The organism is Flavonifractor hominis, from assembly GCF_040095835.1.
Lineage (GTDB): Bacteria > Bacillota > Clostridia > Oscillospirales > Oscillospiraceae > Flavonifractor > Flavonifractor hominis.
Genome location: NZ_JBBMFT010000002.1, coordinates 280,848 through 293,671 on the forward strand (window position 1 = coordinate 280,848; position 12,824 = coordinate 293,671).

The 12,824-nt window shown below is 59.5% G+C and carries 11 protein-coding genes; 6 read left to right on the forward strand and 5 right to left on the reverse strand.

From position 1 onward, the window contains the following. Positions 1 to 63: 63 nt before the first annotated feature. Positions 64 to 1,503, reverse strand: a complete 1,440-nt coding sequence (gene proS, locus WMO45_RS05645; protein ID WP_349139584.1) for a proline--tRNA ligase — start codon at positions 1,501 to 1,503, stop codon at positions 64 to 66. Positions 1,504 to 1,648: 145 nt separating this feature from the next. Here proS and WMO45_RS05650 point away from each other — a divergent pair, with 145 nt between their 5' ends. Beyond that, positions 1,649 to 2,125 (forward strand): hypothetical protein, encoded by a 477-nt coding sequence (locus tag WMO45_RS05650; protein ID WP_349139639.1) that lies wholly within the window; start codon positions 1,649 to 1,651, stop codon positions 2,123 to 2,125. A gap of 49 nt (positions 2,126 to 2,174) precedes the next feature. On the opposite strand, the gene WMO45_RS05655 is transcribed toward WMO45_RS05650, so the two are convergent. Next, a complete protein-coding gene (locus tag WMO45_RS05655) occupies positions 2,175 to 4,481 on the reverse strand; it encodes an S-layer homology domain-containing protein (protein WP_349139585.1) in 2,307 nt (768 codons plus the stop codon). A gap of 158 nt (positions 4,482 to 4,639) precedes the next feature. Here WMO45_RS05655 and WMO45_RS05660 point away from each other — a divergent pair, with 158 nt between their 5' ends. Beyond that, a complete protein-coding gene (locus WMO45_RS05660) occupies positions 4,640 to 5,974 on the forward strand; it encodes a transglutaminase-like domain-containing protein (RefSeq protein WP_349139586.1) in 1,335 nt (444 codons plus the stop codon). Positions 5,975 to 6,044: 70 nt separating this feature from the next. After that, positions 6,045 to 6,419 (forward strand): hypothetical protein, encoded by a 375-nt coding sequence (locus tag WMO45_RS05665; RefSeq protein ID WP_349139587.1) that lies wholly within the window; start codon positions 6,045 to 6,047, stop codon positions 6,417 to 6,419. On the opposite strand, the gene WMO45_RS13675 is transcribed toward WMO45_RS05665, so the two are convergent. After that, the gene (locus tag WMO45_RS13675; RefSeq protein WP_353963430.1) at positions 6,321 to 6,848 is read right to left on the reverse strand and encodes a DUF5104 domain-containing protein; all 528 of its coding nucleotides are present in this window, start codon (positions 6,846 to 6,848) and stop codon (positions 6,321 to 6,323) included. The two genes, WMO45_RS05665 and WMO45_RS13675, sit on opposite strands and share 99 nt — an antisense overlap. A 217-nt stretch (positions 6,849 to 7,065) precedes the next feature. Here WMO45_RS13675 and mtnA point away from each other — a divergent pair, with 217 nt between their 5' ends. Further along, on the forward strand, positions 7,066 to 8,130 hold the full coding sequence (gene mtnA / locus WMO45_RS05670) for an S-methyl-5-thioribose-1-phosphate isomerase (RefSeq protein WP_349139588.1): 1,065 nt from the start codon (positions 7,066 to 7,068) through the stop codon (positions 8,128 to 8,130). Positions 8,131 to 8,179: 49 nt separating this feature from the next. On the opposite strand, the gene WMO45_RS05675 is transcribed toward mtnA, so the two are convergent. Further along, positions 8,180 to 9,718, reverse strand: a complete 1,539-nt coding sequence (locus WMO45_RS05675) for a recombinase family protein (protein ID WP_349139589.1) — start codon at positions 9,716 to 9,718, stop codon at positions 8,180 to 8,182. A 182-nt stretch (positions 9,719 to 9,900) separates the two neighbouring features. Here WMO45_RS05675 and WMO45_RS05680 point away from each other — a divergent pair, with 182 nt between their 5' ends. Next, complete coding sequence (locus WMO45_RS05680) at positions 9,901 to 10,533, forward strand: polysaccharide deacetylase family protein (protein WP_349139590.1); 633 nt, start codon at positions 9,901 to 9,903, stop codon at positions 10,531 to 10,533. A gap of 312 nt (positions 10,534 to 10,845) precedes the next feature. After that, the gene (locus WMO45_RS05685; protein WP_349139591.1) at positions 10,846 to 11,463 is read left to right on the forward strand and encodes a TetR/AcrR family transcriptional regulator; all 618 of its coding nucleotides are present in this window, start codon (positions 10,846 to 10,848) and stop codon (positions 11,461 to 11,463) included. Between the two features lie 64 nt (positions 11,464 to 11,527). On the opposite strand, the gene WMO45_RS05690 is transcribed toward WMO45_RS05685, so the two are convergent. Beyond that, entirely contained in the window at positions 11,528 to 12,817 is a 1,290-nt protein-coding gene (locus WMO45_RS05690; RefSeq protein WP_349139592.1) for an S-layer homology domain-containing protein, read from the reverse strand. Between the last annotated feature and the right edge of the window lie 7 nt (positions 12,818 to 12,824).

Here is a 12,824-nt window from a genome sequence, read left to right on the forward strand (position 1 = left end):
TAATTAGTTCCAACTAACCATTATCTCCCAAAAAGGGACCCGGATGGGTCCCTTTCTGTGGGATCAATAGGCTACGCCCCAATATACCATGTGCTTGGCCGGCTTGCCGCAGCAGGCACAGGTATCGCCCAGGTGTTCCTGCTCCAGAGGAATGCAGCGGGAAGAAACTCCAGCCACTTCCTTCATTTTCAGCTCACAGGCCTCGTCGCCGCACCACATGGTCTTGGCAAAGCCGCCCCGAGCGGCCATCTTTTCCTTGACCTCCTCCATGGTAGCGCAGGCGTAGGTGTTCTCCTCCAGGTTGCGCTTGGCCTTGTCAAACAAGCCCTGCTGCACTGCATCCAGCATGGTCTGGACCGTCTGCTCAATATCGTCCAGGGAGACAAAGCTCTTCTCCCCATTGTCCCGGCGGACCAGAACGCACTGGTTTTTCTCCATATCCTTGGGGCCCATCTCCAGACGCAGAGGCACGCCCTTCATCTCGTACTCGGCAAACTTCCAGCCGGCGGACTGGTCGGACACGTCCATCTTCACCCGGATGCCGGCGGCCTTCAGGCGGGCCATGACGGCCTCGTTGGCCTCGATGACGCCCGGCTTATGCTGGGCCACAGGGATGATGATGACCTGAGTGGGGGCAATGCGGGGGGGCAGCACCAGACCGTTGTTGTCGCCGTGGGTCATGATGACGCCGCCGATGAGCCGGGTGGACACGCCCCAGGAGGTCTGGAAGGGATGGTGGGGCTGATTGTCCTTGCCCGCAAAGGTGATGTCAAAGGCACGGGCAAAGCCGTCGCCAAAGTAGTGACTGGTTCCGGCCTGGAGGGCCTTCTTGTCGTGCATCATGCACTCCACGGTGTAGGTGGCCTCGGCGCCGGAGAACTTCTCCTTGTCGGTCTTGCGGCCCTTTACCACAGGCATGGCCAGGTAGTTCTCACAGAAATCGGCATAGATGTTGAACATCTGCTCGGTCTCAGCAATGGCCTCCTCGGCGGTGGCGTGCATGGTGTGGCCCTCCTGCCACAGGAATTCCCGGTGGCGCAGGAAGGGGCGGGAGGTCTTCTCCCAGCGCAGCACAGAGCACCACTGGTTGTACAGCTTGGGCAGGTCCCGGTGGGAGTGGATGATGTTGGCGTAATGCTCACAGAATAGGGTCTCAGAGGTGGGGCGGATGCAGTAGCGCTCCTCCAGCTTCTCGCTGCCGCCCATGGTCACCCAGGCACACTCGGGGGCAAAGCCCTCCACGTGGTCCTTTTCCTTCTGCAGCAGGCTCTCGGGGATCAGCATGGGCAGATACACGTTCTCATGCCCGGTCTCTTTGAACTTCTCGTCCAGAATCTTCTGGAAATTCTCCCAAATGGCATAGCCATAGGGACGGAGGATAAACATGCCCTTGATGGAGGAGTAGTCGATGAGCTCCGCCTTCTTGCACACGTCGGTGAACCACTTGGCAAAGTCCACCTCCATATCGGTGATCTGCTCCACCTGCTTTTTGTCCTGTGCCATACTCTATCTCAATCCTTTTTTCAAAATAAACATGGGGTTCGTTTTATTTTATTCACATATCCCTCAAAAGTCAAGGGGCGTACGGGTTTGACGCATAAATCATGGTGTTTGCGCCAAACTGAAGGAGAAGGGACGGTGTGTGTCCATGCGTGTTGGTATCTGGGAGCGAAACGAGGGGATCTGTGCGGCAGTGCGCGCCGGTATGGGGACGGCCGCAGCACAATTGTATTGTGGAAGCCATCCCGCAGAGTTTGCCGCCGCCCCCCTTGACCTGTTGTGCGTCTCCCCCGGCTCATCGGGCTGGGCGGGAGCGGGAGCGGTGCACTGCCGGACAGTGCTGCTGCCCGGAACAGCGGGCCCTCTGGCCCGGGCTCTGCGCTGTGCTCAGACGGTCAGCTATGGAACCTCCCCCCGGGACAGCCTCACCTTCTCCAGTCTGGAGGGCGGGCACATCAGTCTGGCTCTGCAGCGGGAGCTGGTCACTTTGGACGGCACGGTGCTGGAGCAGCAGGAACTGATCCTCCCCTTTCCCCAGGGCGGCGCTCCCCTGCCTGTCCTGGCAGCGGCAGGCACCCTGCTGCTCATGGGGGTACCGCCTCAGCATCTGATGGCTGTCCTATGACGCAGGCGGGGCCCGGACTATTTGGTCCGGGCCCCGTACCGTTTCAGATTTAAAGTTTCAACACCAGGGTGGCCACGAACTTGGCGCCGCTGTAGCTGCCAAAGAGCTGCACCCGGTCACCGGCAACCAGCTTGCTGAGGTAGACGCTGCTGCCGTCGGCGCCGATGAACTGGGCGCCCGACACGTCGGCGGTAAGTACGGTGCCGTTTTCCAGCTGGAGCATCAGAGTCTTGTCGTTGTTGTTGGCTACCAGGACGGTACCAGTGAGCTGGGAACCGGTAGAGGTACCCTGCGTCACTTCAATGGATACCACACTCTCCCCGCTGACTACCATGGCCACCTGATCGTTGGGCTTGAGGTTGTAGAGGGAAACGGCCGTGCCGTCCTGGGTGACCGATACTCCGTCGGCCACGGAATAGGAGGCGCTGGTGCCGTCGGTCAAGGTCACATCGATGGTGATACCCGAGGTATCCTGCACCACACGGGTGATCGTGCCAGTGACGTTGGCACTCTGGGGCGTGGTCTCCAGTGTGGTGACCGTATTGTAGCGTACGGTCACCACCACCTGGTCACCGCTGCGGAGCTGATCGATGGAACTGGCCTTTCCGTTGCGGTAAATCGTGGGCAGGGCGGTCAGATCCAGTTCAAACGTGACCACGCTGTCCCCGGCGGTACGCACAGCCAGGATGGTAGGCGTACCGTAAGTAATGGAGTCGATGACCCCTTCCGTGGTGGTGGAGCTGGGGTAGGAATCCACCAGTACCGCCTTGCCGCTGGAGATCTGCAGGGTAACAAAGGCATTCTTCTCCAGCTTCTCCAGAACAATGTTCTGACCGTTATAGCGTATGACGGCATTGGGATCGATATCGTAGGTGGTGCTCTTGCCGGTGGCCAGATCGCTCAGTGTGATCTCATTGACCGTGCGGGAATAGGTAAAGCTCTTCACCGAGCCCTGCACATACTGGGTGACGGTATCCACCGCAATGCTGGCCAGCTGACCGGTGCTCTCGTTGGAGACCCGCAGACTCACATAGTCCCCCACGTTGCTGGACGTAAGGGTGCCGGCCACACCATTGATGGTAACTCCAGCCCCCGTGGGCAGGGTATAGCGCTGCGTTTCTCCGTTAAAGGCACAGACCTGCAGGCTCTGCCCGCCGGAGGTGCTCTCCACCGCCGTCAGAATCCCGCCGGCGGCCCTGGTCCCGCCGGAGAGCTGCAGAGTACTCAGATGTCCCTGGCTGTCCACCTGGCACACCGCGCTGGTGTAGCCCGACTGGGGATCAATGAGCTCGGGCCCGCCTACTGTTTTACCTACCTGGACCTCAGTAAAGCGGTCGATATCCAGGCTCTTTACGGAGCCCTCTACGCTCAGGGTAATGTTGTCAGCCGTGACGCTGGTGGGAGTGCCGTTATAGGTAGTCAGCACACCACCCAGGCGCACAGACTCAGCCGTACCACTGCTGTTCAGATTCACCCGGGCATACTGGCCCACCTTCAGTGCAGAGGTAGTGGAGAGCATGTTGTTTTCATACACCGCCACAGTGGCAGGCAGGGAGACGCTGCGGGTACCGGAGAGGTTGCTCTCCAGCGTGAGCAGGGTGACCCCGTTGGTCCCTGCCGACACGGCGGCAATGGTACCGCCCACCCAGTCATATGTGGTGTACGCAGGCAGCTCGGCGTAGATGCCCCGGTCATCCATAAAGTCAATGGCCCGGCGCAGCATGGTGGCCATCTCCGCCCGGGTCAGGGAACCCTGGGGCATAAACTGGTTGCTCTGGTTGCCCTGGACGATACCGTACATGTTCAGCAGGTACACATAGGGCTGCAGCGCCTGAGAAATGGACGAAGCATCCTCAAAATTCATGGAATAGCTGCTCAGCCCCCGGGCCAGCGGTTCCAGCTGCATGGCCCGCACCAGATACATGGACAGGGTCTCACGGGTAATGGCCTTGGCCAGACTGCCGGAGTCGGCCATGGCCTTCAGCTCGGTTCTGGAGAGGATGCCCGTTTCCAGACAGACCGCCATCTCCTCGGCAGCCCAGGAATACATCTCTTCCGGCAGCAGAGTCTTTAATTCCTCCGCCCAGTCCTCCGCGATCTTGGCCTTGTCCGTGGCGGAAACGCCGGTGGCTCTGGAGCAGAAGAGCAGAGCCTCACAGGCAGTCATCTTGCGGTCCGGGGAAAACGTGGTGCTGCTGGTACCTTTGACAATCCCCTGGGTGGCCAGGTACTCCACATCCTCCTTGGCCCAGTGGTCCGTCATATCCGTAAAACTGACGGCTGCCGCCGGAAGCGTCAGCAGGGAGAGCATCATCAGAACGGTCAGCGCCAGCGCTGCCAATCGCTTTGCTTTCATACTCGTACCTCCATCGTCTTGGTTTCCATAACAACTATATAACTACAGTAGATTATAACGGCTCTCCTCTGAAAAAGCAACACGGAAAAAGGCGGGCGCTTGGCAGGGGGGCTCCTTTGTGCTATGCTAAAGTCAAGTTTGCAAGGGAGGTCCGATCCATGTCAAAAAACGATGCGTTCCTGCACCTGTACGACGCCCTGCCCGACGACATTGCCCGCCGGAAAGCCATGGGCGATCTGGAGGGAGCCCTGCGGCTCATCGACGCCCGGCTCGCCGGCGGCGCACAGCCTCAACTTGCCCCCCGTCTGGAGGCGGAGCGGCTGCGCCTGACCCGGCTGCCCTATGATTACCCCTATACCAAGGCTCAGGGTCTGGAACAGATCCGTGCCGAGTGGCCCGCCTGCACCCCGGCCCAGCTGGAGGCTCTCATGGACGCCGGACGGATCGACTGGCGGATGATCGGCGGGGAAGTCCATCTGCACCGGCGCTTTCTGGAGTCTCTGCGGCTCTATCCCAAAGACGCTCCGGGACTTGTCCACACTCCTGTGGATAACACCGCTCGGGACGCCCTGCTGGCCCGCATGCGGGCGGAGGGCGGTCTCACCGCCAGTATTACCCTGCGCGCCAGCATCCAGGCCCTTGTCCCCGTGGAGGGAAAGGCGGTGGAGGCCTGGCTGCCTCTCCCCGCCGCCTGCCCCCAGCAGAGCCACATCGAACTGCTGGAACACACTCCCGGCGGCGTGGCCGCGCCGGAAAATGCACCGCAGCGGACCATGTGGTGGAAAACTTCCGGCGTATCCGGTTTCTCGGTCACCTACCGCTACCAGTTCCACGCCCGCTACACAGATCCCATGTCCATTGCCGCCGACCCGGTACAGCCCGCCTTTGACCTGGAAGAGCAGTACCCCCACATCGTCTTTACCCCTTACCTGCGGGCCCTGGCCGGAGAGCTGACGCGCGGCTGCACCTCCCCGGCGGAAAAGGCACGGGCCATCTACGACTATGTGACAGAGCAGGTGGATTACCGCTTCCAGCCGGCCTATCTCCAGTTGGACTGCATTGCCGATCAGTGTGCCAAGACCCTGCGGGGTGATTGCGGCGTGTTCGCCCTGCTGTTCATCACGCTGTGCCGCATCGCCGGCATTCCCGCCCGGTGGCAGAGCGGCCTGGCCGTCCGTCCCGACCACGTGGGGCCTCACGATTGGGCCATGTTTTACATCGCACCCCATGGCTGGCTGTGGGCCGACTGCTCCTTTGGTTCCTCCGCCCGCCGCTGCGGCGAGCCGGAGCGGCGCAGTCACTACTTCGGCAACCTGGACCCCTGGCGCATGGTGGCCAACTCCGCCTTCCAGGCTCCCCTTGCCCCGCCCATGTCCGGCTGGCGGCAGGACCCCTATGACAACCAGTGCGGCGAGCTGATGGTGGACGGCCGCGGCCTGGATGAGAGCGAGCGTGTCTGGCAGCAGGAGGTACTGGAATTTCAGCTGCTGTAAAGCATGACCGCTCTTCTGAACACCCGGCGGATGTCATACGCTGTACCAACTGAATCGAGGAGGTACCGCTATGAAACTGCTTCTCTTCCGCCGCAGGACCCTGGCCGTGCTGGCCTGTCTGCTGGCCGCCACCGCCATGTTCACCGCTGTACAGTATCCCGCCGCTGTCAGCGCCGCAGCCACCCAGCGGCAGCTGCCCATCTACTGTGTACAGCGGGATCAAAAAATGGTCGCCATCTCCTTTGACGCGGCCTGGGGTGATGATAGAAAGCGGTCCCCGGAGCGCAACCGCTCCGGGGACCGCCTCATTTTCCCGACCCACGGCAGACAATCGCGGTCACCCGCTTCACTCCTCCTGCTCCGGCTGGTAAATACCGGGCAGCATCATATCCGTCCAATACCGGGTACGTTGCGTCTCCTCGTCTTCCTCCCGCATCACACGTAGTGTGTACAGCCCTTCCCGGTCCGGCTCCAGTGTTTCCAGCGGATAATCTATCATAAGGAATTTATAAGTATTTTGGTCTGTGACAACAGTGTACCACGACTTCATCAGAACAGACCGTCCCTTTGGTTCTATGCTTTCCATTATCGTTCTCCCGCTGGAACCTTTCCAGGACTGAACTGTTCCCTGAAACATAGAAAATAGGTAGTCCATCCCGGCATCAAAGTTTTCCGCCTCCTCAACAGCCCGGGGCGAGAACTGAGCCTTCAGCCCCTCCCGGTCCTCTTCCTGGATCGCCTCCAGCAGTGCTTCCAGGCGTTTATTTTCCTGCTTATTCCAATCTGGGATATAGACCCTACAGCCATGGACGGGGAGAAGGCTCAGGCAGCAGACCAAAACGCCAACCAGCTTTTTCCACAATTTCATGTACATCCATCGCCCTTTCCATCGTACAGCGCAATACAACCTTTCTCTTTTCCAAGTCCACTATAGCATGCTGCATCGGATATCTCCATTGAATTCTCATTAAGTTTTACCTTTTTTTCCAGAACAAAACAGTACCCCCGGAACAGGGCTGCTTGCAATCCGGAGCAAAGCATGCTACCCTTGAAGTAATATGTCTACATTGACTTGAAAGGAGCACCCTGCCATGAACGCATTGAGCCTGGACACTGTCGTACTGGCTGAGAATAAGCAAGAGCTGGTCATCCTGGATCAGACCCTGCTGCCCGGTGAGATCCGCTACCTGCACCTGTCCCGCACTGAGGATATCCGGGAGGCCATCTATTCCCTGCGGGTGCGGGGGGCGCCGGCCATCGGCGTAGCCGCTGCCTATGGGATCTACCTGGCCGTGGCCGGTCTGGAGGAGACCGACATGGACCGGTTCTGTGCGGTCTTTCGCGAGAAAAAGGCCTACCTCAACTCAGCCCGCCCCACGGCCGTCAACCTCTCCTGGGCCTTGAACCGGATGGAGCGGGTGCTGGACGCCGAGCGGGATACCCTGAGCGTGGAGGAGATGAAGCGCCGCCTGTGCCAGGAAGCCGACGCCATCCGCGCCGAGGACATCGCCATCAGCCGCAGCATTGGCGAATATGGTTTCAGCCTGCTGCGCCACGGGGATGGCATTCTGACCCACTGCAACGCAGGCACCCTGGCCACCGCCAAGTACGGCACCGCCCTGGCTCCCATATACATTGCTCTGGAACACGGCTGGGACGATCTGCGGGTGTTTTGTGACGAGACCCGTCCCCTGCTCCAGGGTGCGCGGCTGAGCGCCTTTGAAATGCAGACCGCCGGAGTGGACACCACCCTCATCTGTGACAACATGGCCTCCATCACCATGAAACGGGGCAAGATCAACATCGTCTTTGTGGGCTGCGACCGGGTAGCCGCCAACGGCGACTTTGCCAACAAGATCGGCACCAGCGGCGTGGCCATTCTGGCGCGGTACTATGGCATCCCCTTCTACGTCTGCGCCCCCTCCTCCACCATCGATCTGTCCATTCCCAGCGGGGAGCACATCGTCATCGAGGAGCGTCCGGCGGAGGAGGTCACCCATATGTGGTACGCCAAACCCATGGCTCCGGAGGGCGTCAAGGTGGACAACCCCGCTTTCGATGTGACCGACCACAGCCTGATCACCGGCATCATTACCGAAAAGGGCATCGCTTATCCCCCCTTCGACCGGGCCTTTGCCCGGCTGGGTATTGTCTGAATCATGTGCAAAACCGGGTACCGCATGCGCGGTACCCGGTTTTGCATGCCTATGGCGCCAGCCACTCCCCTTCGTTGGAAAAGGCATAGGTGATCTCAACGCGGCCATCCCCAAAGATCCGGATCTGTCGGATGGTCTCCGCCACGGTGGTACGGTCCAGCTCGGTCAGCTTCCCATTCCGGAGCAGGCGCTCCACCCAAGGGTTTCGGGTCGGCTCCCCCTCTGCCCGGTCCAGCAGCCGGAGCTGTGCTGTCAGCTCCCGCTCCTGGCGCTCGTAATCGGAGCGGTAGCGCAGATAGTCCGCCCGGCTGAGCAGCCCGTCCCGATAGTCCTCATAGGCAGCCTTTTTATGCCCGCAGATCCGCTCCAGGCTTGCCTTCAGCCGCTCTTGCTCCGCCTGCGGCCGCCATTTGGCGCGGCAGTCCGCTTCCCCGGCCAACTGCTCCGCATCTTCCACAGCCGAAAGGAACCGGTTCAGGTCATCCAGTACGATCTGTTCCAGTACGGCATGGGAAATGCGGTGTTTGCTGCATGCGGTCGGTCCATAGCGCTGATAAGACCCACAGCTGTACCAGATCCCCCCGGCGCTTCTGGTCTTTACCATAGCCCGTCCGCAGTCCCCGCAGCGGAGAAAGCCGGCAAACGGGCTCTGGTTTGCCTCAAAGTTCAGCTGCCGCGTCCGTTTTTCCAAAAGGGCTTGTACCCGCTCCCACTGTTCCCGGCCAATGATGGCTTCATGGGTACCCGGCACCACGGTCCACTCCGAGCGGGCCTTCTGCTTTGCCTTGCCGTGCATACCGCTGCGCAGCGCCCGGCCCTGCTCCATATCGCCGGCATACATCCGGTTTTGCAGGATGCGGTGGATGGTGGAGTAGGTCCAATGGGTCGTTTGAAAGGCCGCCTGCCCGTTTCGGTACCGCTGGCCGGAGAGCCGTTTATACTCGCTGGGGCTGGGCAATCCCTCCCCATTGAGCTGCTTGGCGATTTTGATTTTTCCACATCCCTGCTCAAACAGGTCAAAAATACGCTGCACCACCCGGGCCGCCGGCGGGTCGATGAGTAGATGGTTGTGATCAGACGGGTCCTTACGGTAACCGTAGCTGGCAAAGGCCCCCACAAACTCCCCCCGCTGCTGTTTGGTGTGGATGGCCGAGCGCACTTTGTCCGAGATGTCCCGGGCGTATTGGGTGTTGAAGATGTTTTTCATGGGCAGGAGCATATCATACCGCCCCTGCTGGCTGTCCACATGGTCATTGATGGCGATGAACCGCACTCCCCGCTCGGGAAACACCCGCTCCAGATAGCGCCCCATCTCGATGTAGTCCCGGCCAAAGCGGGAGAGGTCTTTTACCAGCACACAGTTGATCTTTCCCTTGTTAATGTCCGCTTCCATACGGTGAAAGGCGGGGCGGTCAAAATGGGTGCCGGTATAGCCGTCGTCCTGATAGAAGTCCACCAGGTGCAGCTCGGGATGCGTCTCTATATACTGCTCCAGCAGCTTGCGCTGGTTGGCAATGCTGTCGCTCTCCGCCTTGTCCCCGTCCTCTCTGGACAGACGCAGATAGCCCGCCGTATTCCATTGCTGCAATGCCCCGTCCCCCCTTCTGCTGTGCAAATTTCTTACCTCTTGTGTGCCTGAATGAGCGCCCGGAGCAGGGCCTCAGGGGACCGGTCCCCAACGAAGAGTCGGATGACCATCCAACCACCCTGCACTGCTCTGGATTCCATGTACATATCCTCCTTTTCCTGTGCATGCTTTCGGCGTATCCTATGTGCTGTATCACAGGAATATGTCTCTGCCGCAATCTCCCATTCCCCTGGGGGAACGAAGACACCCAGCAGCTCATCGACATTCTGGGGCAATATAACGTGAAGGCCACGTTCTTTGTGGTGGGCGACTGGGTGGACAAATACCCCGACTCGGTCAAGGCCCTGGCCGATGCTGGACATGAGGTGATGAATCACTCCAACACCCACGCCCATTTCTCCCAGCTCTCCACGGAGGAAATCGTGGCCGACGTGGAGGCCTGCAACGATAAGATCGAGGCTGTCACCGGTGTCCGCCCCACCCTTATTCGCCCACCCTACGGAGAATATGACGACCACGTCATCACCGCCATCCGCTCCACCGGCATGGAACCCATTCAGTGGGACGTGGACAGTCTGGATTGGAAAGACCTCTCCGCCGGGGAGATCACCAGCCGGGTAACCGGCAAGGTCCAGCCAGGCTCTATTGTGCTCTTTCACAACGCCGCCCTCCATACCCCTGAGGCTCTGCCTGGCATCATTGAGTGTCTGCTCCAACAAGGGTATACCTTCGTTCCCATCTCCCAGATCATTTTGCCCGGCACCTACAATCAGGACTACACGATTGATCACACCGGCCGGCAGTGTCCCGCCTGATTTCTGCGCGCCCAGGAGCAACTGCGCTCCTGGGCGCGTATTTTAAGCATATATTGACCATATAGTCAATATATGCTATAGTTATGCCAAACCTATGGTGGATCGGTAATCGTTCCTTGCGGTAGTTTTTTATGAAAAGCTTCCGCTATCTTTTCATTCTCCACAAGCAATGCGGTCCTCATCCAGCCTTTTACAGGCCGTTTTTTCAAATATAACCGCTGTTTTGGCTTTTTCTCTACACTCATGCCTATGTTGACGCTTTTCTTTTTCCGCTATTTATGATAAGCTAACTCATGAGAGTGAGGCGCATTTATGAAACAAGAAGAACGTGTCCGTCAAATGCAGCAGCGCATTTTAAGTGCCGCCTGTCAGGAATTTGGAAAGCGAGGCTATCTGGGCGCGGCAGTGGATTCTGTCTGTAAAGCCGGAGGCTTTTCCAAAGGTATCCTTTATTACTATTTTAAGGATAAAGACAGCATTTATCTGGCCTGCGTGCAGCTTTGTTTTAACGAGCTGCTCCAATATCTGAATACACACATGTCCGTATATCCAGAGGACGGTGTGGCGCAAAACGTCAATCGATATTTCCAGTTACGAATGGATTTTTTTCAGGATCATCCCGCATTTCAACAGCTGTTTGACCAGAGTTTCCTGTCGCTGCCGGAACATCTGACCGCGGCGATAGAAGAGATCCGTGCCCCCCTTGTCCACTATAATTGGGAGTTGCTGGGACAGATCCTGAGCGGAGCACAGCTGCGCCCCGGTATTACTCTGGAGGAAGCCATGGAACTGCTGGGGTGTTATCAGAGCTTTTTGAACCATAGCAAGCGCATGAAAGAGGCTTTGCAAAACGGTTCGGCTGCCCAGGAAAAGCTGCGCCGTCAGTGGATGAATCTGTTGCTCTATGGTATCGTTGAATCTCCTGCCTGACCTGATATGAAACGGCCGGAGGGCTGCCAGTTTTGGCAGCCCTCCGGCCGTTTTTTCCTTGTATTTAAGGATTGCTCCACTGATCGTAACGCATGAGCAGCGTAGCCACTTCAGCCCGGGTGATCCCGGCCCGGGGGGCAAACCGATTGCCGTCCCGGCCGTTCATCAATCCCGCTGCCTGCACAGCGCCCACCGCTTCCACCGCGTAAGCGCCGATCTCAGAGCGGTCTGCAAAGGCGGGCTCACCCTGGGGCATCGCCTTGCCCATATAGGCGCTGTAGCGGCACAGGATGGCGGCCGTCTGCTCCCGGCTCACATCCTGGTCAGGGGCAAAGACGCCCTCTCCCATGCCCTGGACAATGCCGTTGGCCTCGGCCCAGGACACTGCATCAGCATACCAGGCATCCGCAGGCACATCGGTAAAGCCGCTTCCCCCGGCGGGGGCGCTCTGACCGGACATACGGTAGAGCACGGTCACCAGCATGGCACGGCTCATGGAGGCCTCAGGAGCAAAACGGTTCTCCCCCACTCCCTGGAACAGCCCCCGCTCCGCCGCAAAGGCGACCGCATCGGCATACCAGGCGTCGGCCGCCACATCGTCAAACTGCGGAGCGGCGGCAGTGGTCTCGGCCTCAAACCAGACCTCCACCCGGTCGCTGGATTTCAGGCCGGTAAGTGTGGTCTGCACCGCTACCTCCTGTCCGTTGACCAGGATGCGGGCAATGCGGTAGCCGGCGTCGGGCGTAATGGTTACCTGTCCCCGTTCCACGCGGACCTTTCCTCCGGTGCCCTGCACAGATACCTTGGGCGTAGCATAGGTGGGAGTATCGTCCTCCTCACCGCTGTTCTGCCCACCAGAGCCGGAATCTGAGCCAGAGCCGCCTCCGGAGCCGGAGTCGGAACCGTCTCCGGAACCTTCATCCGAGCCGCCCGGCGTGGTGGTGATCTCCAGCGTCCCCAGCTCAGTACGCACCAGGCCTTCATCCAATACCACGCCAGACCCGGCTCCAGTGACCTGGGTGCCGGCCTTGACCGTAAGGGTACCCAGGCTCACTGCGTCGCTGTCGGGATTCAAAGCAGCCTGAGAGGCTACGTAGAGGGTCACCTGTCCGCTGTCTGGACGAAGGGTAAGGGCAAAATGCTCTACCGAACCGGTAAACTGGATCTCCTCCAGACTGGTGAGGGTGAATGTCACCTCGGCGGCATAGCGCCCAGGTTCCACACCGGTGAGGGTAACCGCAGCGCGGTTACCCTCCTCGTCAAACGCCAGATCAAGCCCGGCCGCCAGGGCCGGCAGATGAAGCATCGCGCCCATGGTCAGAACGCAGATGCCGGTCTTGAGCCAACGATACATGCTGTTT

What these genes read in the sequence shown, in the direction of transcription:
- proS (WP_349139584.1), bottom strand. Translation starts at nt 1,503, where the DNA reads ATGGCACAGGACAAAAAGCAGGTGGAGCAGATCACCGATATGGAGGTG.
- WMO45_RS05650 (WP_349139639.1), top strand. Translation starts at nt 1,649, where the DNA reads ATGCGTGTTGGTATCTGGGAGCGAAACGAGGGGATCTGTGCGGCAGTG.
- WMO45_RS13675 (WP_353963430.1), bottom strand. Translation starts at nt 6,848, where the DNA reads ATGTACATGAAATTGTGGAAAAAGCTGGTTGGCGTTTTGGTCTGCTGC.
- WMO45_RS05680 (WP_349139590.1), top strand. Translation starts at nt 9,901, where the DNA reads ATGTGCTGTATCACAGGAATATGTCTCTGCCGCAATCTCCCATTCCCC.
- WMO45_RS05660 (WP_349139586.1), top strand. Translation starts at nt 4,640, where the DNA reads ATGTCAAAAAACGATGCGTTCCTGCACCTGTACGACGCCCTGCCCGAC.
- WMO45_RS05655 (WP_349139585.1), bottom strand. Translation starts at nt 4,481, where the DNA reads ATGAAAGCAAAGCGATTGGCAGCGCTGGCGCTGACCGTTCTGATGATG.
- WMO45_RS05665 (WP_349139587.1), top strand. Translation starts at nt 6,045, where the DNA reads ATGAAACTGCTTCTCTTCCGCCGCAGGACCCTGGCCGTGCTGGCCTGT.
- WMO45_RS05690 (WP_349139592.1), bottom strand. Translation starts at nt 12,817, where the DNA reads ATGTATCGTTGGCTCAAGACCGGCATCTGCGTTCTGACCATGGGCGCG.
- WMO45_RS05685 (WP_349139591.1), top strand. Translation starts at nt 10,846, where the DNA reads ATGAAACAAGAAGAACGTGTCCGTCAAATGCAGCAGCGCATTTTAAGT.
- mtnA (WP_349139588.1), top strand. Translation starts at nt 7,066, where the DNA reads ATGAACGCATTGAGCCTGGACACTGTCGTACTGGCTGAGAATAAGCAA.